Origin of the sequence: Tessaracoccus sp. OS52 (assembly GCF_020687685.1) — a bacterium.
In the GTDB taxonomy this organism is placed as follows: Bacteria; Actinomycetota; Actinomycetes; order Propionibacteriales; family Propionibacteriaceae; genus Arachnia.
In genome coordinates, this window is the sequence record NZ_JAJEWM010000001.1 from 1,752,485 (window position 1) to 1,778,822 (window position 26,338).

Sequence of the window (26,338 nt, forward strand, 5' to 3'; positions counted from 1 at the left end):
GAGGGATCTTTGAACCCCGAGCCAGCAACGCGGCCGCTGCCCGCCGCCGACACCCGCATGCACCTGACCGTCCGCGGTGCCACCCTGGCCGCGATGGCGGCCGCGGCGCGACTGGCGCGGCTGGGGCACGAGGTGGTCCTCGTCACCGACGGCGAACCCCTGGGCGACCGCTGGGCGCCGGCGCCCGGGCCGGCCGGGCACGTCGTCGACGCCATGGCGCAGGTGGTCACCCTCCCCGCCACCTGGCGGGACCTGTTCAAGAAGTCGGGCGCGCACCTGCGGACGGAACTGAACCGCGTCGGTCTGGCGCTGGTGGAGGCTCCTGCGGCCGAGCACCGGTTCGCCGACGGCACCGTCGTCGCACTCCCGACTGATCGAGCGGGCCGGTCGCGAGCCGTCGAGGCGGCGTTCGGGAGGAAAGCGGCCCGAAGCTGGCTGGCGCTGACCGAGGGCCTCGACGACCTCTGGCTCGCCTATCGCCACCACGCGCTGGAGGGCGTGGCGGCGGTCCGGACCCGGGAGCAGCGCCGTGCCCTGTGGCTCGACCGGACGCTCGGCGACCTCGCCGACGACCTGGGCTCGCCGCTCGGGCGGCTGCTGACCGACCTCGGGGACTCCCCCCGCTCCCCGGGGCTGATGGCCGTGCCCCTCCACGTCGAGCACCTCTTCGGACGCTGGCAGCTGGTCGATGCCGACGGGATGCCCCAGCGCCCTTCCCGCCTCCTGGAACTGCTCTCCGGACGTCTGCGCGAGCGGGGCGTCGCCGTAGTGGCCGGATCCGCCACCGAAGCGGCGCTCGACTGCCGCCCCACCCTCCCGACGCGCGCCCTGCTGCGGCGCGGCACACCTCCGGCGCCGGCCCCGCTGGTGACCCAAGAGTTCCGCGACGAGCCGGCCGCCGACGTCCGCGAGGTGGTGGACCACACTGCGGCACGCCCCGTCGTCTCTTGGCAGCGCCCCGCCACCGACGGCGCGCTCGTGACCACGCATGACCATCGCCACCCCGCGCCCGATCCCGCCTGGGGAGCGGCGACGCACAGCGCTCGCGACTGGCTCGGGCGCGTCCCGGTCCCGGGCGGGACCATCCGTGCTTCGGCAGCCTCACCTGCCGGCGCGGAGCCATGGGCGGAACTCTCCAGCGCAGCCCTGGCCGTCTACGAACTGCACCAACGGCTGACCGGGGAGGACTCCCGCCCCACGAACAAGGACTTCCGGCCACCCAGAGCGCCCGCCCCGCACGACGGGCGCAGCGCAAGAGGGTAAGGTGGATCGTCAGTCTCAACGTGAGGATTCAAACTCTTGACCACTTCACGCCATGACCTGGAGCGGGAGATCGCCCTGGAGCAGGCCCACGTCGACAAGGTGTACGCCAATCTCGCGAACGCGACGGCGAATGCGAAGTCAATGGCCCGCCGGGGACGCGACATCTTCATGACCGACCGGACCAGTTGGATGCGTGAGGAGGACGGCACCGCCCTGTTCGAGCGGGACGCCTTCTCCTACCAGGCCGCACGGCGACTAGCGATCCTCGACGCCGAGCACGAGGGACTCGTCTTCGGCCGGCTCGACATGGCCGAACCCGAGGAGAGGCGCTACATCGGGCGCATCGGGGTTCGGGACGAGGAGTACGAACCGCTGGTCATCGACTGGCGCGCCCCCGCTGCGGAGCCCTTCTACCGCGCCACCCAGACCAACCCCATGGGCGTGATCCGTCGGCGTGTCCTGCGGTGCCGCGACGACAAGGTGATCGGCCTCGAGGACGACCTGCTGGACACGGAGGCCGAGACCGAACTGCCGATCCTCGGCGAGGGCGCCCTCATGGCGTCGCTGACTCGCGCCAGGGGCCGCACGATGAAGGACATCGTCGCGACCATCCAGGCCGAGCAGGACGAAGCCATCCGCGCTCCCTACCAAGGTGTGACGATCATCGCCGGCGGCCCCGGCACCGGCAAGACCGTGGTGGCGCTGCACCGTGCCGCCTACCTGCTCTACTCCAACCGGGCCCGCCTCGAGAAGGGCGGCGTGCTGGTCGTCGGTCCCTCGAACGTGTTCATGAACTACATCGAACGGGTGCTGCCGAGCCTCGGAGAGGACTCGGTCACCCTCAAGGCGATCGGCTCGGTGGCCACCGATGTGCTCGGGATGTCCAGCGACCGCGTCGACCGGGCCCGCGCGGCCACGCTCAAGGGAAGCCTCCGGATGCTCGACGTCCTGCGGCGCCTGGTGCGGCTGCCGCTGATCTCCGGCCCCGACGTGTTGCGCGTCCGGGTGACCGTCAAGGGCGAGGTGCTGACGCTGACCGAAGCCGAGCTGGACCGGATCCGCGACAACGTCCTTGCCCACACAAAGCTCAACCGGGGCCGCCAGCAGGCCCTGGACCAGGTGGTTGCCGCGCTCGCGCGCAAGCTGCCCGACGACGTGGCCCTCGGCGACGAGGAGGTCTCCGCCCTGATCCGTGAGCAGGCGAGCCTGCAGATGTTCATGAACGCCTGGTGGCCCTCGCTGAGCACCCCCCGGGTCCTGTCGCGCCTGGCTGACCCGCGCGTCGTCGAGAAGGTGGCGCCCGGGTTGACGGCCCAGGAGCGAATGGACCTGGCCGACTCCTACACCTGGCTGGAATCGGGCGAGGACGGCTCGGAGATCACGGGCTGGTCGGTGGCCGACATCGCACTGCTCGACGAGCTCCTTGACATCCTCGGCTCCCCGCCCCCGGACGCCGACGACGACCAGGAGCCCATCTTCGTGGGCCTCGACGACGTCAACGAGCTCGTGACCACCTCCGACCTGCTGCGCAGGGAACGGGTCGAGGACCCCGATGCAGACCCCCAGCGCACCTACGCGCACATCCTCGTCGACGAGGGCCAGGACATCACCCCCATGCAGTGGCGGATGCTGCGCCGTCGGGGCCCCCAGTCGTCGTGGACCATCGTGGGTGACCCTGCCCAGAGCTCCTACCCGGACCCCGAGGAGACCGCCCGGGCCGTCGACGAGGTGGTCGGGCGGGCGCCGCTGCGCAAGTTCACGCTCAGCACCAACTACCGCTCCCCCAAGGAGGTCTTCGACCTCGCATCCAGGGTCATCGTCAAGGTGTTCCCCGAGGCGGACCTGCCTCGGGCGGTGCGCTCGACGGGGTTGCAACCAAACCTGGAGGTCACCACCGAGCAGGACCTCGAAGCCGACCTCCTGCGGCAGGTGCGGGATCTGGCCGGGCAGGTCACCGGCACCGTCGGTGTCATCGTGCCTGCCTCGCGGCTGACAGCGGTCACCCGGTTCACCATGGCGGACGAGCGCCTCGCCCAGCTTGAGGACAGGCTCGTCGTGGTCACCGCCCTGCAGGCCAAGGGCCTGGAATACGACGGCGTGCTCGTGCTCTCACCCGACGAGATCGTGGCCGAGGCCCCCGGCGCGGAACGGGTGCTCTACGTCGCGCTCACGCGCGCCACCCAGCGGATGACGACCCTGGACATCACCGATCCCGGTAAGCAGGCAGCTTGGAGATCACTTCTGAGGTAGCCATCCAGCGGTTCTGGGTGAAGAACTGCAGCCCGGGCGCGCCAGCCTCCAGCACCTCCAGGCAGACGTCGACGGCCCGCTGGATGCCGATGCGACGCACTTCGTCCGGATCCGGGGCGGCGTTCAGTTGCTCGATGAAGTCGGCCGGGAGTTCGGCGTCGGCCAGTGCCGCGAATCGCCCCACCTGGGTGATCACGGTCAGCGGCGCGATGCCCGGGATGATCGGGATGTCGCAGCCCCGGGAACGGACCCGGTCCACCAGTTCCACGTAGCGATGCCCTTCGAAGAACAGCTGGGTGACCGCGTACTCCGCACCCGCCCGGGCCTTCTCCACCACGATCCGGGCGTCGAGTTCAGGGTCGTTGTCCGGCTGGTGCACGTTGGGGAAGGCGGCCACGCCGACGCAGAAGTCACCATGTGACTTGATGAACTCCACCAGTTCGGTGGCCGTTGCGAGGCCTTCGGGGTGCTGCTCCCACGGGACCGAGGGACCACCGGGCATGTCCCCCCGGATGGCGAGGATGTTGTGGACTCCGGCGGCCGCGAACTCGTCCAGCGTGCGCCGCGTGTCATCGCGCGACTGCGACACGCAGGTCAGGTGACCAACCGTCAGTACGCCCTCACCCACCAGGGCCTTGGTGGCACTGATGGTGCGCTCACGCGTGGAACCGCTGGCCCCGTAGGTCACCGAGATGAAGTCAGGCCGGTGGGTCCGCAGCTTGTCAACCGTGGTCCGGAACTTCTCCTGCTCCTCGGGCTTGCGTGGCGGGAAGAACTCATACGACAGCAGGGGACGGTCGGCGCTCTGGATGAGGGAGGCGACGGTGGTCGCGACGTGACTGGCGGCTGGCATGGCCCCAAGGATAGGCAATCGCACAGGTCCGCCATTGCCCCGTACCAATAGACTCGGAGGCGTGCCGCGAACACCAGATCCTGCCCACCCGCTCGGTTCCGATTTCCTGCAGGGGATCCAGGAGACGCTGAACTCCTTCCTCGACCAGCAGGAGTCCCGCGTCGCGGCGATCGGGACGGCCCCGATGCTGGACCTGGCCCGGACGTTCACCAGCGGCGGCAAGCGGTTGCGCCCGGCCTTCTGCTACTGGGGGCACGTCGCCGCCGCCGGGCACCCCGAGGATCCGACGGCGCTGCTGCGCGCCGCCGCCTCCCTGGACCTCCTGCACGTCTCCGCGCTGGTCCACGACGACCTCATCGACGCCTCGGAGACCCGGCGCGGCGTCCCCTCCGCCCACCGTCAGTTCGCGCAACGACACCGTTTCGCCGGCGGGCGTGGCGACGGTGACGAGTTCGGCACCTCCGGTGCCATCCTGCTGGGTGACCTGCTGCTCATCTGGAGCCTGGAGCTGTTCGAGTCCTCCGGCATGCCGGCCGACGCCGTCACCCGCGCCAGACCCCTGCTGGAAGCCATGCGCACCGAGGTCACCTGCGGGCAGTTCCTCGACGTCAGCGCCGCCTACGGGGTGACCGGCAGCGATGGTCCCTCCGACGAACTGGCCGTCGCCCGCAAGATCCTCGAGTACAAGTCGGCCAGCTACTCCGTGCGGCGCCCGGCCCAGGCAGGCGCCGCCCTCGGCGGCGCCGACGAGGAGCTGATCCGGGCACTGGGCGTCTACGGATCGGCGCTCGGCGCCGCGTTCCAGCTCCGCGACGACGTGCTGGGGGTCTACGGGGATTCCTCGGTCACGGGCAAGCCGTCCGGCGATGACCTCCGCGAGGGCAAGCGCACCATCCTGCTGCTCACCGCACTGGAGCGCGGCGACGGCACCCAGCGCCGTGGTCTCGAAGCGATGCTCGGGCGTGCGGACCTGACGGACGAGCAGGTGGCCGAAGCCCGCGTCATCATCGACGCCACCGGGGCGCTGGCCCACGTGGAGGAGCTCATCGAGCGGGGCAGCTCAGAGGCGCTGGCCGCCCTCGGTGGTGCGGAGATGACCGCAGACGGCCGAACGGCGCTGGTCCGCCTGGCCGAGCTGAGCGTGCAGCGTGACCGTTGACCTCCATCGCGGCCTGACCAGCGACGAGGTCGCCTCGAGGGTCGCCGACGGGAAGGTCAACACGTTGCCGGACCGGTCCGGCCGCAGCACCGGCCAGATCATCCGCGCCAACGTGTTCACCCGCGTCAACGTGATGCTGTTCGTGCTCTTCGTGCTCGTGATGTCCACGGGGCACTTCACGCAGGGCCTGTTCGGTACCCTGATCGTCGCCAACTCGATCATCGGCATCGTCCAGGAACTCCGCGCCAAACGCACCCTTGACCGGCTCGCCGTGGTCGGGGAGGCCCACCCCGCCGTCATCCGCGACGGCGTCCGCCACACCATCAACCGCGACGACGTCGTGCTCGACGACCTGATCGTGGTCGGACCCGGGGACCAGATCGTCGTCGACGGCGAAGTGGTCTGGGCCGACTACCTCGAACTCGATGAGTCCATGCTCACCGGCGAGGCCGACCCCGAGCCCAAGCTGGTGGGCGACAAGGTGCTCAGCGGCGCCTTCATCGTCGCCGGCAGCGGCTACTACCGGGCGCAGAAGGTGGGAGCCGACGCCTACGCCGCCCAGATCACGGCCCAGGCCGCAAAGTTCACCTTGGTCAACTCGGAACTGCGGCAGGGCATCGACAGCATCCTCAAGTTCATCAGCTTCCTGCTCGTGCCGGTCGGGATCCTGACGATCTGGGTCCAGTTCAACCAGGAGGACTCCACCTGGCAGGAGATGGTGCTTCGCATGACCGGCGCGCTGGTGCCGATGGTGCCCGAGGGCCTGGTGCTGCTGACCTCCATGGCGTTCGCCCTCGGGGTCATCCGGCTCGGCAGGCGCAACGCACTGGTGCAGGAGTTGCCGGCCATCGAGGGCCTCGCCAGGGTGAGCGTCGTCTGCACCGACAAGACCGGAACCCTCACCGAGAACGCGATGACGCTCGGCGAGGTGGTCGGGCTCGACGACGCAGACGAGGCACAGGTCCGGGAGGTGCTGGCGCAACTCGTCGCCGTCGACCCCGCCCCGAACGCATCCATGCAGGCCATCGCCGCAGCCCTTGAACCGGCAGCGCGGCTGTGGGACCTCACCGCCAGGGCCCCCTTCACCTCGACCAAGAAGTGGTCCGGCGCCTCCTTCGCCGACGAGGGCAGCTGGCTGATCGGCGCCCCCGACGTCCTGGCCGACGGCGACGTCGCGGCCCGCGCCGAGGAGATCGGAGCCGACGGCCGCCGGGTACTGCTCCTGGCGCGCGGCAGCAGGAGCGTGGACGCGATCGACGCACCCGGGGAGCTTCAGGCCGTGGCCTTGCTGGTCCTGGACCAGGTGATCCGCCCCGATGCAGCCGAGACCCTGGACTACTTCCGTGGCCAGGACGTCAGGATCAAGGTGATCTCCGGCGACAATGCCGCCTCGGTGGGCGCCGTCACCCGCTCCCTCGGCATGTCCGGCGAGGACGCCGTGGACGCCCGGACGCTCCCCGACGACGAGGACGGCTTCATCTCCGCAGTCAACAGCGCCAGCGTGTTCGGGCGGGTCAAGCCTGAGCAGAAACGCCGGATGGTGGGCGCGTTGCAGGCGTCCGGCCAGTCCGTGGCCATGACCGGCGACGGCGTCAACGACGTCCTCGCGCTCAAGGACGCCGACCTCGGCGTCGCCATGGGGTCGGGCTCGGCCGCGACCAGGTCGGTGGCCCAGATCGTCCTGCTGGACAACCGGTTCGCCACCCTCCCCCACGTCGTCGCCGAGGGGCGGCGCGTCATCGGCAACATCGAACGCGTGGCGAAGCTGTTCCTGACCAAGACCGTCTACGCGGCCACCCTGGCCCTGCTGGTGGGCCTGCTGGGGTTGCCGAGCCCGTTCCTGCCGCTGCACATGACTATCGTCGGCTGGTTCACCATCGGCATCCCCGCGTTCCTGCTGAGCCTGGCCCCGAACCGGGAGCGAGCGAGGACCGGCTTCGTGCGCAGGACCCTCATGGCCGGTGTGCCCTTCGGACTGATCATCGCGACGGTCGCCTTCGTCACCTACGTGCTGACCCGCGGGCTGGGCGAGGTGTCCGACACCATCCAGACGCAGGCCTCGACGGCCACCCTCGCAGCCCTCATCATGACGGCCTCGTGGGTGCTGGCGGTGGTGTCCCGGCCATGGTTCCTCTGGCGCGTGGCCCTCGTGGCGTTCGGGTACGTGTTCTACGCCGCGATCTTCCTCTGGGAACCGGCCGCGGCCTTCTTCCACCTCGACATCTCAAACACCGCCTTCATGCTGGTCGGCATCGCGGCGGGGGCCGCTGGGATGGTCGCGGTGGAGCTGACCTGGTGGGTGACTGCGGCCATCCGGGGCCACCGCCCGCTGATCCTGCCTCAGAGGGCAGCCGCGGACAACCTGTAGGCGCGCGCCGCCTCATCGTTGTCCCAGGCCCTGTTCAGCGCCGCGCGGATTCCTGCCACCGACGCGACGGGCTCTGCGGCGTCGAGGACGTCTCCGGTCAGGGCGATCCGGCGCACCCCCATGCCGAGCAGGTTCTCGACTGCCGAAAGCTGGAACGCGCCCAGTGCGAACCACGGCAACGCGTCCGCCGCAAACGGCGGCTGCTCGGCGAGCGCCTCCCGCAGCGGGTGCGCTTCGAACTCGTCTTCGCGCAACGGCCCGACGAACAGGTAGTCCCAGTCGTCGCCGGGCTTGCGAACCGTGCGGGCGTCACAGGTGTGGCGCCCCAGCAGGGTCCACTCATGACCCTTCGGATAGGAACCCCACAGCTTCCAGCCGGGCTTGACCAGGTGCACGACGTCGGCCGAGGCTTCCTCCGCCGCGTCACCGTTGTCGGTGGCCAGCAGCAGCGGGGTGCGGGCGTAGACCTCGCGGAACGCCCGCAGCGTGCCTGCGTCAGCAGCCTCATCCCCGGTGCCGCCGAGAACGAGCAGATCGACGCCGGCATTGATCAGCGGTGCGAGGCGGTCAACGTCGAGTTGGTCGGAACGCGCGTGCAGAGCCAGCTTGGCGAGGGCCAGACGGGATCGCAGACTCATCATCGCAGTCACAGGGCAAGCGTATCCGGCGGCGGTTCCTTCGGGGGCGGAGGGGCCGAATCACCGGGTTGTCAGTGTTGCGTGCGATCATTCGCCCGCGGCGCGCCTAACGCGGGCGGCAAGTGCAGGAGCAATAGAATCTGCCCCACGGGCTGACACGGCCTCCTTCCCCGACCGTGTTTGGAGCAGGTGTTCACATGGGCAGCACTTACGACCCGTTGGTTGGCCACGTGTTGGACGATCGCTACGAGATTCTGGCGAAGCTGGCACGCGGCGGAATGGCAACGGTGTATCGCGCACGCGACCAGCGACTGACTCGCACGGTCGCTGTAAAGGTCATGCGCACCGACCTCGGCGAGGACGACGAGTTCGCGGCCAAGTTCGACCGGGAGGCCCGCGCCGCCGCAACCCTGAACCACCCCGCGGTCGTCGGCGTGTTCGACCAGGGCACTGCCCACGGCCGCCCCTACATCGTCATGGAGTTCGTAGAGGGCGAGACCCTGCGCCGGCTGATCAGCCGCGAGTCACCCCTGTCCCCGCTGGACGCGCTCGACTACCTGGAACCGATCGTCTCGGCACTGGCCTGCGCCCATGAGTCCGGGCTGGTGCACCGGGACATCAAGCCGGAGAATGTCCTGATCTCGGCTCGCGGCCAGGTGAAGGTCGCCGACTTCGGACTTGCCCGGCTCATGACCTCGCCGCAGATGACCGCCACGGGCGTGCTCGTGGGCACCGCCAGCTACCTCCCTCCGGAGTTGGTCACCCATTCCAGGCCCGACGCGCGCAGCGACGTCTACTCCGCCGGGATCGTCGCGTTCGAGATGCTCACCGGCTCCAAACCGCACACCGGCGAGAACAACTACCAGATCGCCTACCGGCACGTGAACGTTGACGTGGAGCCGCCGTCGGTCCGATTCGCCGCGCAGGGACACAAGGGCTGGCGGATCCCCGACCACGTCGACGCCTTCGTCGCGGCCTGCACGGCACGAGACCCCGAGGCCCGGCTGGCGGACGGGCGCGAGATGCTCAGGCGCCTGCGGGAGGTCCGCGCAGCCCTCACCCGGGACCCCGGCGCCGACGACCCACGCCTCGCGAGGGCGTTGCGGCCAGTCGTGCTTCGGGAGGGCGACCTCACCCAGCAGATCGCTCCCCGGCCGACCCCCAGACCCCGTCCGGTCGCGGCCGCCGTGGGCACCCGTGCCAGGGCTCTGCCCCGCAGCCACGTCTCCGCCCCGCTCTCCCATGGGTCGGCCAGCATCAGCACGGACATCGCGGCGCGGCACGTCGCTCCCACCTGGGAACCGGTACGCCCCCGCCCGACCAGCCCCGCGGCGTCCCCTGTGGAGCGACGCTCGCCGATCTCCCCCCGGGGCGAGGACTCAGGCCGCCAGCCCAGGCTGAGCAGGACCCCTGTGTTCCCGAACGTCCATCTTTCCAAGTCTCCCGTCCACCGTCGGCGACGCGGCATCGTCGCGCTGGTCCTGGTGCTGTTGCTCACCGTCGGAGCCGGCTTCGGTTCGTGGTGGTGGATGGCGGGCCGGTTCACGGTGGTGCCCGCGCTCACCTCCGTCGCCGAGTCTGAGGCCGTGGCCGCGGCCGAGGCCAACGACCTGCTTCCGGAGACCCGCACCGAGTACTCCGAGGACGTTGCCGCCGGCCAAGTGATGGCCACGGACCCGACGGCCGGCTCGCGGGTCCTGCGCGGCGAGACGCTCGACATCACGGTCTCCCTCGGACCCGAGCGCTTCGCCATGCCCACTGTCGTGGGCGTGACGCTCGCGGAGGCGAAGTCGTTGCTGACCGCCCAGAACCTGGTGGTGGGCACGGTCACGGAGAACTGGTCGGAGACCGTCGCCCCAGGTCTGGTGCTGTCGACCTCACAGGAGCCGGGCGCTCTGCTGAAGCGGGCCGCGGTGGTGGATCTGACCGTCTCCAAGGGACCCAAACCCATCGAGATCGCCGATCTCACTGGAAGCGACGCGGCTGCGGCGAAGAAGCAACTCGAGGAGGCGGGCTTCAAGGTGAGCCTCACCGAGGAGAACTCGGCGACCGTGCAGGCGGGGTTGGTGATCTCCCAGACGCCGAACTCCGGGACCGGGCACAAGGGCGACGAAGTCAAACTCGTCCGCTCCCTCGGTCCGGTGATGGTGGAGGTTCCCGACGTCAGGTACAAGAGCACCGACGATGCCGTGAAGATCCTCAGCGACCTGGGGTTCAAGGTGGACAAGCGCTACGTCACCGACTTCCCACTGGCCCTGGAGATCGCCTCTGGAACCGACCCCGGTGGCGGCACCAAGGTGCCGGAGGGTTCGACAGTGGTGCTCCTGCTCTCCTGAGCCCCCGGGGCAGCGATATCCTGCTCTGATGGCATCGGGCAGGGGCGTCGCGTTACCGGTGCTGGCGTTGCTGCTGGCAGCCGCCGCCTGGGGTTCGACGGTGGTGGTGGCCAAGAGCGCGTTCGCACACATCTCACCGGTCAACCTGACGGTCGCCCGGCTGGCGCTCGCGGGGCTGGTGCTCCTGGTGGTCTTCTTCCCGCACTTGCGGATGCCCCGGCGGGTCGCAGTTCGTGGCGTGACACTGGGACTGATCTTCGCCGGCGGGATCTTCCTGCAGATCATCGGTCTGCAGTTCACGGCACCTTCGGTGTCCGGCTTCATCACTGCCAGCTACGTGGTGTTCACGGCCATCATCTCGGCCGTGGTCCTGCGGCAGCGGCAGCCGACCGCCACCTGGGTGGCGGTGGGTTTGACGGTGATCGGGATAGGCGTGCTCGCCAGCGGCCACTCGGGCGCCGGGGCCGGCCTCGGGCTCGGCGCGGCGATCACGCTTCTGGGTGCCGGGGCGTTCGCGGTGCACATCGTGCTCCTGGGGCGATGGGTCCGGCCGGACAACGTGAAGCAGTTGACGCTGACGCAGGCGCTGACCGGCTTGGTGCTGGGACTGGTGGTCGCACCCTTCAGCGGGTTCGAAGCGACCTCTGAGCCGACGGTGTGGCTGCAGGTGCTGTACCTGGGGATCTTCTGCGGCGCCGTCACCCTCTTCCTCCAGAGCTGGGCGCAGAGCTACGTCCCCGCCACCCCGAGCGCCATCATCATGTGCTCCGAGCCGGTGTGGTCCGCCGTCCTCGCGATCAGCTTTGGGCTGGAGCCGTTGACGTTCACGATGGTGACCGGCGGCGCGCTCGTCGTCGGTGCCCTCCTGCTGACCTCGCTTCCGCGGAAGCGCCGGCCGCTTGCCGAGGAGTTGGTCGAGGACCTGCGCAGGCGGAAGGCTCCCGAGCGCACCCGACGGAACCCCTGACCCTAGGATGGGAAATGTTGTCCTGTGAGGGGGTTTGGCGATCGTGGATTCGTCATTGTTGGTGCTGGTCACCGTGCTGGTCGTGCTCGGGGTCGCCATCGGCGTCTTCTTCATCGTCCGCAAGCAGCAGTACCTCGCCGCTGTGCGTGCCCGAGGCTGGACGTGGGTGGAGAGGCCCGACGTCGGTATCGTCGTCGGGCTGAACAACCCTCCCTTCGGGGTCGGCTTCAACCGCAGCGTGGACGACCAGGTCCTCGGGACCTCCCGGAGCGGAGTCGGATTCCAGGCCTTCCGCTACCGCAGCGACACGTTCCGCAGCGGGGGGTACGTCATCACGATGCGGTTGCCCAAGCCCCTGCCCCCGTTCTACCTGTTCAACGCACAGACCCCTCGGGATAACGTCAGCGGACACCTGATCGTGCCCGGGCCGCTGCAGGCGGTGGCAACGGACCCGGCCTTCGGTACGGCCGCCCACCACGCAGTCGCACCCGCCTTGGCGAGGCCGCCGATGGATTCGTCCGGACGGCCCATGCAACTGGACCTGAGCATCGACCACGACCAACTGGTGATGTTGCATGCCCCTCGCGACGTCGAGGAACTCGCCAAGGCCGTCGATTGGTTGGCCGACGTGCAACGGGCGTTGGTCTCCTCACCCGCCATGCAGTTCGAAGGTCCCCCCGCCCCGCCCTACCTCTCCTTCCACCAGCGCCCGCACTGGCGCTACACGCCGCGAGACGACAGCGTGCTTCAGTTGGTCAATCACACGCGAGGCGGGCACGGCCACCGCGCCGAGGACATCATCACCTCCGACAACTTCGGGGTACCCTTCATCCGCCTGGAGCATCACTGGGACACCACCCACACCCGCACCGACGCGAAGGGCAACGTCCAGACCTACACGCAGCACCACCAGGAGATCATCTGCGAGTTCGCCACGACGTTCCCCTTCCGGGAGCTGTCGGTGAACTGGGGGCTGTTCGGGGACAGAGTGCGTTTCGAGTCGGCTGCGTTCAACGATCAGTTCACCGTGCGCAGTCCCTCCGCCCGGTTCGCCTCCGACGTGATGCACCCGAGACAGCTGGAGTACTTCCTGCGGACCTCACCGGGCCCCTTCAGCATCGAGAGCGACGGCCGGATCCTGGTGTCGCGAAGCGATTGGCTCCCGGACGAACTCGAGTGGTTCAGCCAGTTCCTGCTCGGATTCTTCGCGCGGGTGCCCGACTTCACCTGGAAGGAGTTGGGAGCCTGGCCGCGGCCCATCGCAGAGGTGGAGAACTACTCCCGCTGAGCCACCGCAAGCCCACAAGTTCCTTTCCGATCCGTGACTTTGACCCCCCTGTTCGCATAACGTGGGACCGCTTGGGCAAGGCAGCCCATCACCAACTCGGTCCGGGGGAACCATGAAGTTGTTGCGCGCATTCCTGTTGCCGGTGGTCGCGGCCGGCCTGTTGATGGGGTCGCAGGTCGGCTCGGCTCGGGCAGACGTCTACACCGACGAGGGTGTGCACCTAGTCAACGGTCGGCAGTGGCGGACCACGTGTGAGCCTTACTCCCAGACGGAGCGTTGCCGGGCCGATATCTGGGCCAGCACCGTCGTGCAGGAGGGTGGACGATTCGTCCAGCGGACCGACTGGGTCTTCAACAACCTGACCTACAAGCCCTCACCGCGCTCCCTGTGGAAGAACAACCCGCTCGGGGGCAACGGGTTCTACGAGGGCAAGGTCGCCTGGACTGCCCCGGATGGCCGGCAATGGCGCACGGAATGCGACACGGCGGCCACCGGACGCAACGGCTGTCGCAGCTACGCCTTGGCGAAGGTTGTCGCGTCCTACCTCGACTCATCGGGTAACCGGACCTACCGCTGGGTCACGAAGTCGGTGTTCAACAACATCGTGAGGTTTGGCGAATCAACCTCTCCTGGCGGCACCCCTACCACGCCTCCTCCGGCCACGCCCGGGGTGCTGATGGTGCCTTCGGGCAGCGGCACCGTCAAGGCGTCCGGCCTGGACAACCCGTGGTCGCTGGTCTTCGTCGGCAACCAGCCCGTGTTCACCGAGCGCGACACCAAGACCATCAGCACCATCGTGAACGGACAGGTGCTCCCGGTCCTGAGGATCCCGGCAGTCCTCGCCGAGGCCGAGGGCGGGCTGCTCGGCCTTGCCCACAGCACCCGAGTCCCCGGGAAGCTGTTCGTCTACTACACCACCACCAGCGACAACCGCGTCGTCAGCTACAACATCAGCGGCAGCGGCACCAGCCTGCAACTGTCCAACCCGCAGGTACTGGTAAGCGGGATCCCCAGCGCACGCTCGCACAACGGCGGCCGCATCGCGATCGGCCCAGACGGCATGCTCTACATCGGCACCGGCGACGCCGGCGACCCCAGCCGCTCACAGAACCCGGACTCACTGGCCGGCAAGATCCTCCGCGTCGACCCGGCGAATGGCCGACCGGCGCCGGGAAGCACGACACGGGTGTGGAGCCTGGGCCACCGCAACGTCCAGGGCCTGGCCTGGGCCGACGACGGCACCATGTTCGCCTCCGAACTCGGCCAGAACGACTGGGACGAACTCAACATCATCGAGCCGGGCAACAACTACGGCTGGCCGACGGTGGAAGGAATGGGCAACACACCGGGATTCACGGATCCGGTAGCCGTCTGGACCCCAGCCGAAGCCAGCCCCAGCGGCCTGCTCTGGAAGGATGGAAACCTCTACCTGGCCGCCCTGCGCGGGCAGCGGCTCTGGGTCATGCTCGACCACGACCCCGCCGGCACCGACATCCCAACCCTCCAGAACGATCCCGGCCGCCTGCGCGACGTCGTCGCCGCACCCGACGGCACCATCTGGGTCCTCACGTCCAACAACACCGACGACACGATCATCTCCTACAGCCTCAGGGAGGCATGAACAACGGACAACACCCGTAGAACGGGCCGAAATCAGGGGGAACCATGAAGACGCTACGAGCTTTTCTGTTGGCAGTTCTGGCAGCGGCGCTGCTGCCCATGATCCACGCTGGATCCGCGAGAGCCGAGATTGACGTCTACACGACCGAGGGGACCCACCACGTCAACGGCAGGGACTGGCGCACCGAGTGCGTCCCCTACTCCCGGACCGAGCGGTGTACCACCGAGATCGTCGCGACGACGGTGGTGGTCGAGAACGGCCGGTTCGTCCGCAAGAACACCTGGGTGTTCAACAGCCTCACCTACAAGGCCTCCTCTCGCGGGCTCTGGACCGGCAACCCCCTGGCGCGTACCGGGGAGTGGGTGGCCGCTGATGGGCGCCACTGGAAGACGATCTGCGGCACTGCGGAGACGGGAGTTCACGGCTGCCGCAGCTACGTGCTTGCCAAGGTCATCCACTCGTTCCTCACCCCGTCCGGCAACTGGGTCCACCACTGGATCCCCAGGTGGGTACTGAACAACATCGTGCGATTCCACCCGCCGGGGTCCGGGGCGAAACCCACAGGGCCGGTCTACCCTTCACCCTCGCCCACCGTCACGGCCAGCCCGTCGCTGTCCCCCACCGCGACGCCCTCCGGCACCCCGGTCGCGACGCCGACTGCCACGGCTACAGCCACGTCCACGGCAACCGTCACCGCCACTGCGACGTCGACCTCTACGCCAACGGCAACGGCAACACCCACAGCGACAGCTTCGGCGACCGCCACCCAGACCGCAACCGCAACCGCAACCGCAACCGCAACGACAACCGCAACACCCACAGCGACAGCTTCGGCGACCGCCACCCAGACCGCAACCGCAACGGCAACACCAACGCCAACTGCAACCGCGACTTCTTCGGGCCTCATGGTGCCCCAGACGCCAGGGACGGTGATGGCCTCTGGCCTGGACAATCCGTGGTCGCTGGTCTTCGTCGGCAACCAGCCCGTGTTCACCGAGCGCGACACCAAGACCATCAGCACCATCGTGAACGGACAGGTGCTCCCTGTGCTGACGATCCCGACAATCCTCGCCGAGGCCGAGGGCGGGCTGCTCGGGCTGGCGTACAGCACCCGAGTCCCCGGGAAGCTGTTCGTCTACTACACCACCACCAGCGACAACAGGGTCGTCAGCTACAACATCAGCGGCAGCGGCAGTGGGCTGCAACTGGCCAGCCCGCAGGTACTGGTCAGCGGGATCCCCAGCGCACGCTCGCACAACGGCGGCCGCATCGCAATCGGCCCCGACGGCATGCTCTACATCGGCACCGGCGACGCCGGCGACCCCAGCCGCTCACAGAACCCGGACTCACTGGCCGGCAAGATCCTCCGCGTCGACCCGGCAACTGGTGGCGCGGCCCCCGGCAACCCGTTCGGCACGCCGGTGTACAGCCTGGGCCACCGCAACGTCCAGGGCCTGACCTGGGCCGACGACGGCACCATGTTCGCCTCCGAACTCGGCCAGAACGACTGGGACGAACTCAACATCATCGAGCCGGGCAACAACTACGGCTGGCCGACGGTGGAAGGAATGGGCAACACACCGGGATTCACCGATCCGGTAGCCGTCTGGACCCCAGCCGAAGCCAGCCCCAGCGGCCTGCTCTGGAAGGACCAGAACCTCTACCTGGCCGCCCTGCGCGGGCAGCGGCTCTGGGTCATGCTCGACCACGACCCCGCCGGCACCGACACCCCAACCCTCCAGAACGATCCCGGCCGCCTGCGCGACGTCGTCGCCGCACCCGACGGCACCATCTGGGTCCTCACGTCCAACAACACCGACGACAGGATCATCCGCTACGAGCTGGTGCCTGCCTGATCCGTCAGGAGTGCGCCGAGGATCCGTCCAGCCTCGGCGCACTCCTCGAGCGTGGCGTCCAGATGGGTGACGGCTCGCAGACTTGTTGGCCCCAGGACGCTGAGCCGCACGTCCCGGTCCGCGAGCTGAGCGGCCACTGCCCGGGCGTCGTCGGTACGTACCAGGACAATATTGGTCTCGACACCGGACGGGTCGACCGCCCATGGGGCGGCCTGCGCCACGGCGTCGGCGAAGGCCCGGGCGGAGGCGTGGTCGTCGGCCGTCCGCGGGAGGTGATGCTGCAGGGCCCAGAGTCCGGCGGCCGCGAGGCCACCCGCCTGGCGCCAGCCGCCACCGAGCCGCTTGCGCTGCACGCGGGCCCGGGCGATGTCGTCGCGGGTGCCCACCAGGACGGTGCCTATGGGTGCGCCGAGACCCTTGGACAGGCACAGGCTGACGGTGTCGAACAGGGCGCCGTAGTCAGCCAGCGCCCTTCCGGTCACCGCGGCCGCGTTGGCCAGGCGTGCGCCGTCGAGGTGACGCCTGATGCCCAGACCGCCGAGTTCCCGGGAGAGCCTGGAGACCTCGTCGAAGTCCTGGACGGTGCCGCCCCCGAAGTTGCTGGAGTCCTCGACGGCGACGCAGGCGGTCTCCACCAGGTACGGACCGCAGTCGACCGCCAGCATCTCCAGCACCCGGTCGGCAATGACTCTCCCCCGATCGGAGGTCCAGGTGCGCATCGTGACGCCATGCAGACCCGCGTGCGCGCCCATCTCCGCGCGGGCTACGTGGGCGATGCCGTCGCAGAGCACCTCGGATCCGACGGGTGTGTGCAGCCAGATCCCCAGCAGGTTGGCCATGGACCCGGTCACGCAGAACAGCCCGGCCTCGTGGCCAAGGAGTTCCGCCGCACGGGCCTCGAGCTCGGCCACCGTCGGGTCCTCGGCGTAGACGTCGTCGCCGACGGCGGCAGCTGCCATCGCTTCCAGCATTCCGGGCGACGGCCTGGTGACCGTGTCGCTTCGGAGGTCGATCACAGGTCGCGGGCCTCGAACGCCTGCAGCGGGTTCTTCCGCCGCAACCGGCCCTCGCGAAGCCTGGTGGCGACGGTGAAGGCCAGTTCGAGCGACTGGTTGCGGTTGAGCCGGGGATCACAGACAGTTTCGTAGCGGCTGGCCAGGTCATCCTCGGACAACTGGATCGAGCCACCGACACATTCCGTGACGTCGTCACCCGTGAGCTCCACGTGGATGCCGCCGGGCCAGGTGCCGAGCTTGTCGTGGACGTCGAAGAAGCCGTTGACCTCCTCGACGACGTCGACGAACGCGCGGGTCTTGTACCCGTTGGCGGCCTCGAAGGTGTTGCCGTGCATCGGATCACACACCCAGGCCACCTTGCGACCAGTCGCCTCCACGCCGGCGATCACGTCCGGCAGGACGTCGCGGACCTTGCCGGCACCCATGCGGGTGATGAACGTGATGCGACCGGGGATCCGGTCGGGGTCCAGCCGATCAGCCAATGCGATCGCCTGTTCCGGGGTGGTGGTGGGTCCGAGCTTGATTCCAAGCGGGTTCTGGACGCGGCGGAGCAGCTCCACGTGGGCACCGTCGAGCTGGCGGGTGCGTTCCCCGATCCAGAGCATGTGCCCCGAGGTGCCGTACAGCTGCTGGCTGCGCGAGTCGACGCGGGTGAGGGCGCGCTCGTACTCCAGGAGAAGCGCCTCGTGGCTGGCGTAGAAGTCGATCTCCGACAGTGCCCGGTCGTCCACCCCGCAGGCGACCATGAACGCCAGCGCGCGGTCGATCTCGGAAGCCAGTTCCTCGTACTCCTGCTCCACCTGGGAGTTCCCGACGAAGTCGCGGTTCCAGGTGTGGACGCCGCGAAGGTCGGCAAAACCGCCCTTGACGAAGGCCCGGACCAGGTTGAGGGTGGCCGAGGAGGCGTTGTAGACCCGCACAAGACGACGCGGGTCGTGCACGCGCGCGTCGGCGTCGAAGTCGAAACCGTTGATGGCATCACCGCGGTAGGACGGGAGCGTCAGCTCGCCGCGGGTCTCCGAGTCGTTGCTGCGCGGCTTGGCGTACTGGCCGGCGATCCGGCCCACCTTCACCACGGGAACCTGCGCAGCGTAGGTGAGCACCACCGCCATCGACAGCTGCACCATGAGCTTGCCCTTGATGTTGTCGGCTGTCACAGCGTCGAACGACTCCGCACAGTCACCTCCTTGGAGGAGGAAGGCACGTCCGGCCGCGACCTCGGCCAGCTTGTCACGCAGATCGTCGCACTCCCCTGCGAACACCAGCGGCGGCAGCTTCTCGATCTGATCGATCACCCGGTCCACCGCAGTTACGTCGGGATAGGTCGGCTGCTGGACCATCGGCAGCGCGCGCAATTCTTCCCTGGACATGTTGGTGGACATGGCGGTCAGGCTACCGCACAATGCAAAACAGTCCGCACGGGGCGACCGGGCGTGGAACGCTCACTCGTTGGGGTCGTGCAGGCCCTGGTCGATGGCGTAGAGCGTCAGTTCGACGCGGTTGTGCAACTGCAACTTGCGCAGCACGTTCTGGACGTGGTTCTGGACGGTGCGGTGCGAGACGAACAGCTCCTCGGCGATCTCCCGGTATGCCAGACCCTTGGCGACTCGGCGCAGCACGTCGATCTCCCGGGTGGTGAGCACCGGCCCCTCCTCGTTGTGGGCCCTGGCCACGTTGACCATCCGGCGGAACTCGCCCAGGACCAGCCCCGCCAGGCCGGGAGTGAAGACCGCGTCGCCCACGGCGGTGCGCTGCACCCCTTCGATCAGTTCAGCCTTTGAAGCGGACTTCACCAGATATCCCTTGGCGCCGGCCTTCATGGCGCGCAGCACGTCGTCGCGTTCCCCCGAGGCGGACATCACGAGCACGTGCAGGTCCGGGAACTCCTGGAGCAGGATCTCGGTGCAGGAGGCCCCGTCGGGATCGGGGATCTGGAGGTCCATCACGACGACCTGGGGCTTGGTGGCCCGTGCCCGTTGCAGGCACTCCGTGCCGTTCTTGGCGACGGCGACGATCTCGAACCCCACCTCCGTGAGGTCCTCGCTCAGCGCGTCGATCCACATCGGGTGGTCGTCGACGAGCATCACTCGCTTGCGTACCTCTTCAGTCACAGCTCTCCAATGTCCACCGGGAACCGGAGCTCCCATTCAGTCCCAAGGCCCGGCGACGACTTGAGCATCGCTGAACCTCCCAGCGCCGACATCCGTCCCACGATCGAGTCCTTGATGCCCATCCGGCCGCGGATCGACGCGTCGGTGACCTCGGCCGCGGACATCCCCTGGCCGTTGTCGCGGACCCACAGAATCACCTCGTCGTCGGTTTCCTGGTCCAGCAGGACCCAGGCCTCCGCGTCCGGCCCAGCGTGCTTCTCGACGTTCTTCAGTGCTTCGACCAGCGTAGCCTCGACCTCGTCCACGACCATCCGGGGAACCATCACCTGCCCCGCCATCGTGGAGACGGTCACGCGGGCGCTCTGGTACTTGTCGAGGGCTGCGGCGAGGTCCACCAGCGCCTCCGGATCCTCCTCGACGATCTCGCGGTCACGCAGCAAGGTGCGCAACTGCGACTCGGACTCCCGCGCCAACGCCGCCAACCGGATGCCCCGGGGGCCCAGGGAAGGGCCCTCCCGCTCCACCAGCGCCAGAACCTGGAGGGCACCGTCGTGAACGATGCGGGAGAGCCTCTCCCGCTCGGCAAGGGCCACGGTCCGGATGCGTTCGCGTTCCTGTTCGGTGATCGAGGCCTTGAACTGGCCCATCAACTCCCCGAGCGTGAAGGTGGCCACGAGCATGACGAGCACCAGGTTCAGGCGGGTCAGCGTGATCTCGGGGGACACCAGCAGGTACACGACACTCACGCTGCTTGCGCTCAGGAACGCCCAGCGCCTGGAGGACAGCACCGCGAGGAACAGCGAGGATCCCGTCATCCACAAGCCCGCGAGCGAGAGCGAGGAGGAACCGGGCTCCACCACCAGCGGCGTGCTGGCCACCACCGCGAGGGTGACCAGGAGGTCCGCGACGAACATCCCACGGGTGCGACCTCCCGGGGAGCGCAGTCGCCAGGACGCGAAGAAGGTCCAACCAGCGATGACGACGGTCGCGACCACCACACCAAGCGGGTTGGGTGCGGTGGGCAGCACCAGTGCCAGATTGTGCACCACCGCGTGCAGGGTCAGGATCCCCCGCACCAGCACGAGTACGTTGAAGGCCCGGCCGAGGAGGTCGTAGCCGTGGCGAAACCAAGCAGTGGACGCCTTCAGCCAGCTCACCCGCGGAGAGGGAACGCTCATCTGTCACCGTCGGCGGCGATGGCCGGTGGTGAACCACCGCCCGGACGCGGCAGCACGAAGTCGTCGGAGCCCCTGTCCTTGAGGTCACCCATCTTCACCCGGCTGGCGTACACGTCGGCGTACTCCTGACCTGTGAGCCCCTGGATGGCGGCCAGGATCTCATCGGTCACCCAGCGCAGGGTCTTGGTGTCCTGGGGCTGGCCGGTGAACTCCGAGAACCGCAGCGGTTCTCCGACGATCACCACTGGTCGGCTCAGCCAGGGGATCCCGAGAAGTCCCCGGACGCTCTGCGTCCCGACCACACCGACCGGAATGACCGGGACGTCGTTGGCCAGGACCATGCGGGCCATGCCCGTCTTGCCCTTGTAGAGGCGGCCATCGGGTGAGCGGGTCCCCTCCGGGAACATCGCCACCACTTCCCCGTCGGCCAGCACCTTGGCGATCGCTCCCAGCGAAGCGGCGCTGGCGCGGCCGCCGCCGCGATCCATGGGGACCATGCCGACAGCCTTGAGGAACCAGGCGACGATCCTGGAACCCGGCCCGTGCGATCCGGTGAACAGCTCAGCCTTCGCGGGGAACGTCAGCCGGCGGGGCAGCATCGCGGGGATGACAACCGAGTCCATGGTGGCGATGTGGTTGCTGGCGAGGATGGCGCCGCCCTCGGCCGGGACGTTGTCCGCGCCGACGATGCGGGCCCTGAAGCCGTACTTCACCAGGGGACCGAACAGGGCCGCCTTGAAGAATCCGTACCACACCGCGCTGGCTCCAATCTGACTTGTCGGAACCACTCTAGCGAGCGTGCCGCCTGATGAATTTCACCGATTCGCGATGGATCGTTTCCGCGTCATGGTCCAGCGTGGCCACATGGTAGCTGTTGGGCAGTGGGACCAACCGGGTGCCGGGCAGCGCTGCGAGGATCCGTCGATGGCTCGAGTCGTCGACGACGTGGTCCACGTCCGAGCGGAACAGCACCACCGGCGCCGAGACCTTGTCCAGATCAGCGCGCACCTTCGCCCAGAGCCGGGTCATCGTCCAGACGGCCGGAACGCTCACTCGTGTGTAGCCGGTCTCCTCGACGTCGGGCTTGGCGATGTCCGAGGCGATCCCGGGCTGGGAGCGGACGAGGTACCGGATGACTCCCGAGAGTTCGAGCAACGGGTTCCGGGAGGCGATGCCCGGGTTCACCAGCAGGACGCCCGCGACGTCGCGGGTCTGGGCCAGCCGCAGCGCCAGCGCACCACCCATCGAGAGCCCGGCGACGAAGACCTGGCTGCACTCTTCTGCGAGTTCCCGATACGCGGCGTCCACGTCCTCCAGCCATTCGGTCCAGACCACCTCGTGCATGTCGGTCCAGACGGTGCCATGCCCCCTCAACCGCGGTGCGATGACACGAGCCGGAGTCCGCTCCGCAATGGCCTTGGCCCAGCCGGCGACTGACTGGACACATCCGGTGAATCCGTGGCAGACCACCACACCGATGTCGCCCTCACCCAGTCTGAGGGTGTCGGCCTCGGGCCAGACGTGCTGGACGGGAGCGGACATCCGGGCGGCTCAGGCGACGCGGCGGGCGGTGGTGAACGGCATCGAGTTCAACGAGGTGATGCGCACGCCGGTGCGCGGGTTGGCGGCATCAACGATCTTGCCGTTGCCGATGTAGATGCCGACGTGGCTGATCGGGCTGTAGTAGAAGACGAGGTCACCGGGCTGCAGGTCACTCTTGGCCACCTTGGTGCCCAGTGAAGCCTGTGCGCGCGACGAGCGGGTGAGGTTGATGCCCACCTGCCGGTAGGCGAAGCTGGTCAGGCCCGAGCAGTCGAAGGTGTTGGGGCCGGAGGTCCCCCAGACATAGCGCTTCCCCACCTGGGCCTTGGCGGCGGCGACGGCACCCAGGGCACGCGAACTTGCGCTGCCCGACACGGTGGCCTCGGTGGCCTCGGTGGCCGCGGCGGCGGGAGCGGGTCCACTGGCGGCGGCGGGTGCCTCGGTGCGGCTCCGGGAGGCTGCAGCGGCAGCCTCGAGGGCCCTCTGGTCGGCCAGTTCCTGCTGACGCTGGCGCTCGAGTTCCAGTTGACGCAGGCGCTCCTTCTCCTCGGCGTCGAGGCGCTTGTAGACCGCCTCGGCCTCCGCCTCCTTGGCGTCGTACTGCTTGGCCAGCTGCTCCTTGGCGGACAAATCCGCCTGGAGGGATGCGTTGGTGCGGTCGGCCTCGGCCCGGAGCCTCTCTACGCGGGCCTGGCCCACCTGGAGTGCCTGCAGGTCCGCATTGCTGCGGTCCGCCTCGTTCTGGATGGTTGCGAGGCTGGACAGGAAACTTGCCTCGGAGTCGCTGGTGAGCAGCTGGGCGGTGACGTCGAACCCGCCGGACTGGAACTGGATGACCGCGATGGCTCCGAGGGCCGAGGCCATGGCGTCCACCTTGGCCTCCTGGACGCTCAGGTCCGCTTGCAGCTGCTCCAGCTTCTCGGCCGCCTCGTCCGCCCGGACGATGGCCTCGATGATCTGCTGGTCGATGGCAGAGGACTCCTGGTGGATCCTGTCCAGCTCATCCTTGGCACGCGAGACCGCATCGGGGTCCGCTGCCGCCTGTCCGACGAAGCCCATGAGGGTTGCAACACTGAGGAGCGCGACGAGAGCGAGGCGGAACTTCTTCAAAGGGGACTCCAGGTGCGTCGACGGTGAAACCAAAGGCTGAGAGAATCCTAAACGACCCTCAGTCTTTTCCCAAACGGTTCCGGGTCTTGGTTGGACACCATCCTCAGCGGCGGCACCAGCCCGGCCTGCGCGAGCACGCCGAGGGCCTCCTGTTCCTCCTCGCCGAAGTCAGCCGTGCTGCTGGGAACACCGAGCAGCACGCTCATGACGCAGTCCCCGCAGGCGGGCCCACGGGCCGCGCAGCCGTCGCAATCAACATGCAAAGTAGCCATGGCGACAGCATGTACCCAGCCTCTGACAGTCCGGGGCCCGCGAGTATCCGCCACCGCCTCCCGGACCTGTCAGTGGGCTCCCGTAGGGTCCCCGACATGCAGCACCAGCAACTCCAGCAGCCGTCCTTCGAAGACCTCGGGACACATCTGTCACAGGTCACGTTCTGCGTGGTGGACCTTGAGACCACCGGCGGCTCGAAGAACTCCTCGATCACGGAGATCGGCGCGGTCAAGGTGCTCGGTGGGCAGATCATCGGTGAGTTCCAGAGCCTCGTCCGGCCGACGGGCCCCATTCCGGCCATGATCCAGGTCCTCACCGGCATCACCAACCAGATGGTCGCCGACGCGCCCACCCTGGCACAGGTCATCGGGCCTTTCGCAGAGTTCTCCGCCGGCTGCGTCCTCGTGGCCCACAACGCGCCCTTCGACGTCGGGTTCCTCCAGCGGGCCCACCAGGAACTCGGCATCCCCTGGAAACGACCGGTGGTGGTGGACACGGTCCCACTCGCCCGGCAGGTCCTGCTCCAGGAGGAGGTTCGCAACTGCAAGCTCGCGACGCTGGCTGCCCACTTCAACGCCACGACGGTTCCCAACCATCGCGCCCTCAGCGACGCCCGCGCCACTGTCGACGTCCTCCACGGACTGCTGGAGCGCGTGGGAAACCTGGGAGTCCACACCCTGGAGGATCTCGGCGAGCTGACGAGCCGCGTCTCGCCGGACCGCAGGGCCAAGCGAGTCTGGGCCAAGGACGCGCCGGAGGGGCCGGGGGTCTACTGGTTCGTCCATGAGGGACCGGACGCCGACGGCAAACCGCGTTCGGAGGTGCTCTACGTCGGCAAGTCGAACAACCTGCGCTCGCGGGTGCGGAGCTACTTCTCCGCGGCGGAGCAGCGGGGGCGCATCCACGAGATGGTGAGGGTGGCCACCGGAGTCCGGTTCCTGCGCTGCTCAACGCATCTGGAGGCAGAGGTCCGCGAGTTGCGCATGATCTCCTCCCACTCCCCCCGCTACAACCGGCGCTCCCGCAACCAGACCAGACTGGTGTGGCTGAAGCTGACCAACGAGGCGTTCCCGCGGTTGTCGGTGGTGCGCCGGGTGGGCGATGACGGGACGTTCTGGGGGCCGTTCCCATCCAGGGAGGCCGCCCAGGAGGCAGCAATGGCCATCCACGAGACCTACCCGCTGCGCCAGTGCACCACGCGGTTGTCTGCCCGGAAGCCCTCGCAGGCGTGCGCCCTTGCCGAGATGGGCCGCTGCCTTGCTCCCTGCGAACTCGGCAGCGGAGCGGAGGGCTACGCAGAGGTGGTGGACGAAGTCCGCAACCTTTGGGCCGCGGACGTCAGACCCGTGCTGAGATCGGTGCGACAGCGGCTGGGCCGGCTGGTACGGGAGGAGAGGTTCGAGGAGGCTGCGGAAGTGACAGCGCGCGTGAAGGCGTTCTACAGGACGTCGGTGCGGCATCACCGGGTGCGTTCCGTGGCGGCCTGTGCACAGATCATTGCCGCCGCCCCAGAGGGGAACCGATGGGCGATCCACGTGATCCGTTACGGGAAACTGGCCGCCGCCACCACTGCGGACACGGCTGCGGTGAGAGCCACTGCGGAGGCGCTGCCCGCTGCCGCCGAGACGGTGCTGGCTCCGGCCGGCGGCATTCCGGCCGGCAGCGTCGAGGAGGCCGAACGGGTTGCGGCCTGGCTGGAGAGCGACGGTGTCCGCCTGCTCTCGGTCGACGGAGAGTGGTCCTGGCCCCTGCACGCCGGACTGGAGCCGGAGGCCCTCACCGCCGAACTGACCGGGCATCGCAGCGCCGAGGTGGACATGGCGTTTCCCCCGGAGCTGGCCGATGGCGACCAGGAAGGCCGCCACCGGCGCCGCGTCAGGACAGGGTCACGGAGTTGATGACGATGTCCTTGGTGGGACGGTCCCGGACGTCGGTCTGGGTGGTTGCGATCTTGTCCACCACCTTCTGGCTGGCGGGATCGGTGACCTCACCGAAGATGGTGTAGCCACGGTTGAGGTGCGGCGTCGGGACCACGGTGATGAAGAACTGGGAACCGTTGGTGTCCGGTCCGGCGTTGGCCATCCCCACCATGTAGGGGCGGCTGAAGCTGAGTTCCGGGTGGATCTCGTTGGCGAACTCATAGCCTGGGTTGCCGGTCCCGGTGCCGAGCGGGCAACCGGTCTGCACCATGAAGCCGTCGATGACCCGGTGGAACTTCAGGCCGTCGTAGAAGTTGCCGGTCTTCTGCTCGCCGGTCTTCGCGTCCCGGTACTGCTTCGTCCCTCCGGCCAGTCCGGTGAAGTTCGCGACGGTGACGGGCGCCTGGTCATCGAACAGCGTCATGACGATGTCGCCCTCGGTCGTGTGGAGTGTCGCGGTGCTCATGCGCTTCCTTTCTCATTGGGTTCGTTCGGTGCCAACCTACCCGGCCGACCGCATTCCGGTTGTTGGGAGCCCACAAGGCGGTAGCGTGGGACCTGCTCGACCACGAGCCGAACCCATTGGAGGA

At 68.5% G+C, this 26,338-nt stretch carries 22 protein-coding genes; 10 read left to right on the plus strand and 12 right to left on the minus strand.

What is annotated here, in order from left to right:
- Window positions 1-9: 9 nt before the first annotated feature.
- Together LKO27_RS08285 and LKO27_RS08290 are read left to right on the plus strand one after the other, a co-directional pair.
- Window positions 10-1,263, plus strand: a complete 1,254-nt coding sequence (locus LKO27_RS08285) for a hypothetical protein (protein WP_227736900.1) — start codon at window positions 10-12, stop codon at window positions 1,261-1,263.
- A gap of 36 nt (window positions 1,264-1,299) precedes the next feature.
- The gene (locus LKO27_RS08290) at window positions 1,300-3,513 is read left to right on the plus strand and encodes a UvrD-helicase domain-containing protein (RefSeq protein WP_227736902.1); all 2,214 of its coding nucleotides are present in this window, start codon (window positions 1,300-1,302) and stop codon (window positions 3,511-3,513) included.
- Here LKO27_RS08290 and LKO27_RS08295 read toward each other — a convergent pair.
- Window positions 3,467-4,366, minus strand: coding sequence for a methylenetetrahydrofolate reductase (locus LKO27_RS08295; RefSeq protein WP_227736904.1), 900 nt, complete (start codon window positions 4,364-4,366; stop codon window positions 3,467-3,469). The two genes, LKO27_RS08290 and LKO27_RS08295, sit on opposite strands and share 47 nt — an antisense overlap.
- A gap of 61 nt (window positions 4,367-4,427) precedes the next feature.
- Here LKO27_RS08295 and LKO27_RS08300 point away from each other — a divergent pair, with 61 nt between their 5' ends.
- Together LKO27_RS08300 and LKO27_RS08305 are read left to right on the plus strand one after the other, a co-directional pair.
- The gene (locus tag LKO27_RS08300; protein WP_227736906.1) at window positions 4,428-5,525 is read left to right on the plus strand and encodes a polyprenyl synthetase family protein; all 1,098 of its coding nucleotides are present in this window, start codon (window positions 4,428-4,430) and stop codon (window positions 5,523-5,525) included.
- Window positions 5,515-7,893 (plus strand): HAD-IC family P-type ATPase, encoded by a 2,379-nt coding sequence (locus LKO27_RS08305; RefSeq protein ID WP_227736907.1) that lies wholly within the window; start codon window positions 5,515-5,517, stop codon window positions 7,891-7,893. Before LKO27_RS08300 ends, LKO27_RS08305 begins: the two co-directional genes overlap by 11 nt.
- On the opposite strand, the gene LKO27_RS08310 is transcribed toward LKO27_RS08305, so the two are convergent.
- Complete coding sequence (locus tag LKO27_RS08310) at window positions 7,866-8,543, minus strand: hypothetical protein (protein WP_227736909.1); 678 nt, start codon at window positions 8,541-8,543, stop codon at window positions 7,866-7,868. The two genes, LKO27_RS08305 and LKO27_RS08310, sit on opposite strands and share 28 nt — an antisense overlap.
- A gap of 185 nt (window positions 8,544-8,728) precedes the next feature.
- Here LKO27_RS08310 and LKO27_RS08315 point away from each other — a divergent pair, with 185 nt between their 5' ends.
- The 4 genes from LKO27_RS08315 (at window position 8,729) to LKO27_RS08330 (ending at window position 14,743) form a co-directional block, all read left to right on the plus strand.
- Window positions 8,729-10,867, plus strand: coding sequence for a Stk1 family PASTA domain-containing Ser/Thr kinase (locus LKO27_RS08315; RefSeq protein ID WP_227736911.1), 2,139 nt, complete (start codon window positions 8,729-8,731; stop codon window positions 10,865-10,867).
- Window positions 10,868-10,895: 28 nt separating this feature from the next.
- Window positions 10,896-11,834 (plus strand): DMT family transporter, encoded by a 939-nt coding sequence (locus tag LKO27_RS08320; RefSeq protein WP_227736912.1) that lies wholly within the window; start codon window positions 10,896-10,898, stop codon window positions 11,832-11,834.
- A 43-nt stretch (window positions 11,835-11,877) separates the two neighbouring features.
- A complete protein-coding gene (locus LKO27_RS08325; protein WP_227736914.1) occupies window positions 11,878-13,122 on the plus strand; it encodes a hypothetical protein in 1,245 nt (414 codons plus the stop codon).
- 112 nt (window positions 13,123-13,234) lie between these two features.
- Window positions 13,235-14,743, plus strand: coding sequence for a sorbosone dehydrogenase family protein (locus tag LKO27_RS08330; protein ID WP_227736915.1), 1,509 nt, complete (start codon window positions 13,235-13,237; stop codon window positions 14,741-14,743).
- A gap of 571 nt (window positions 14,744-15,314) precedes the next feature.
- Here the strand turns inward: LKO27_RS08330 and LKO27_RS08335 are convergent.
- Window positions 15,315-15,650, minus strand: coding sequence for a hypothetical protein (locus LKO27_RS08335; RefSeq protein ID WP_227736916.1), 336 nt, complete (start codon window positions 15,648-15,650; stop codon window positions 15,315-15,317).
- 25 nt (window positions 15,651-15,675) lie between these two features.
- Here LKO27_RS08335 and LKO27_RS08340 point away from each other — a divergent pair, with 25 nt between their 5' ends.
- Window positions 15,676-16,599 (plus strand): sorbosone dehydrogenase family protein, encoded by a 924-nt coding sequence (locus tag LKO27_RS08340; RefSeq protein ID WP_227736917.1) that lies wholly within the window; start codon window positions 15,676-15,678, stop codon window positions 16,597-16,599.
- Here LKO27_RS08340 and LKO27_RS08345 read toward each other — a convergent pair.
- From LKO27_RS08345 to LKO27_RS08380, 8 genes are read right to left on the minus strand one after another with little or no spacing between them, the layout of a single operon-like run.
- Window positions 16,578-17,615 (minus strand): GntG family PLP-dependent aldolase, encoded by a 1,038-nt coding sequence (locus LKO27_RS08345; protein ID WP_227736919.1) that lies wholly within the window; start codon window positions 17,613-17,615, stop codon window positions 16,578-16,580. The genes LKO27_RS08340 and LKO27_RS08345 overlap by 22 nt on opposite strands.
- Window positions 17,612-18,997, minus strand: a complete 1,386-nt coding sequence (locus LKO27_RS08350) for a class II 3-deoxy-7-phosphoheptulonate synthase (protein ID WP_227736921.1) — start codon at window positions 18,995-18,997, stop codon at window positions 17,612-17,614. The genes LKO27_RS08345 and LKO27_RS08350 overlap by 4 nt, the downstream gene beginning before the upstream one ends.
- Before the next feature lie 60 nt (window positions 18,998-19,057).
- Window positions 19,058-19,699, minus strand: coding sequence for a response regulator transcription factor (locus tag LKO27_RS08355; protein ID WP_227737256.1), 642 nt, complete (start codon window positions 19,697-19,699; stop codon window positions 19,058-19,060).
- Window positions 19,700-19,722: 23 nt separating this feature from the next.
- Entirely contained in the window at window positions 19,723-20,904 is a 1,182-nt protein-coding gene (locus LKO27_RS08360; RefSeq protein WP_227736923.1) for an ATP-binding protein, read from the minus strand.
- Window positions 20,901-21,659 (minus strand): lysophospholipid acyltransferase family protein, encoded by a 759-nt coding sequence (locus tag LKO27_RS08365; protein WP_227736925.1) that lies wholly within the window; start codon window positions 21,657-21,659, stop codon window positions 20,901-20,903. The genes LKO27_RS08360 and LKO27_RS08365 overlap by 4 nt, the downstream gene beginning before the upstream one ends.
- Window positions 21,660-21,693: 34 nt before the next feature.
- Window positions 21,694-22,446 carry a carboxylesterase gene (locus LKO27_RS08370; protein ID WP_227736927.1) on the minus strand — a complete coding sequence of 251 codons (753 nt, stop codon included), beginning with the start codon at window positions 22,444-22,446 and terminating at the stop codon, window positions 21,694-21,696.
- Between the two features lie 9 nt (window positions 22,447-22,455).
- Window positions 22,456-23,556, minus strand: a complete 1,101-nt coding sequence (locus tag LKO27_RS08375) for a C40 family peptidase (RefSeq protein ID WP_227736928.1) — start codon at window positions 23,554-23,556, stop codon at window positions 22,456-22,458.
- Window positions 23,557-23,603: 47 nt separating this feature from the next.
- Window positions 23,604-23,828, minus strand: coding sequence for a hypothetical protein (locus tag LKO27_RS08380; RefSeq protein ID WP_227736929.1), 225 nt, complete (start codon window positions 23,826-23,828; stop codon window positions 23,604-23,606).
- A 96-nt stretch (window positions 23,829-23,924) separates the two neighbouring features.
- Here LKO27_RS08380 and LKO27_RS08385 point away from each other — a divergent pair, with 96 nt between their 5' ends.
- Entirely contained in the window at window positions 23,925-25,727 is a 1,803-nt protein-coding gene (locus LKO27_RS08385; protein ID WP_227736930.1) for a DEDD exonuclease domain-containing protein, read from the plus strand.
- Here LKO27_RS08385 and LKO27_RS08390 read toward each other — a convergent pair.
- Window positions 25,705-26,214: a peptidylprolyl isomerase gene (locus LKO27_RS08390; protein WP_227736931.1), complete on the minus strand. Its 510-nt coding sequence runs from the start codon at window positions 26,212-26,214 to the stop codon at window positions 25,705-25,707. The two genes, LKO27_RS08385 and LKO27_RS08390, sit on opposite strands and share 23 nt — an antisense overlap.
- Window positions 26,215-26,338 lie beyond the last annotated feature (124 nt).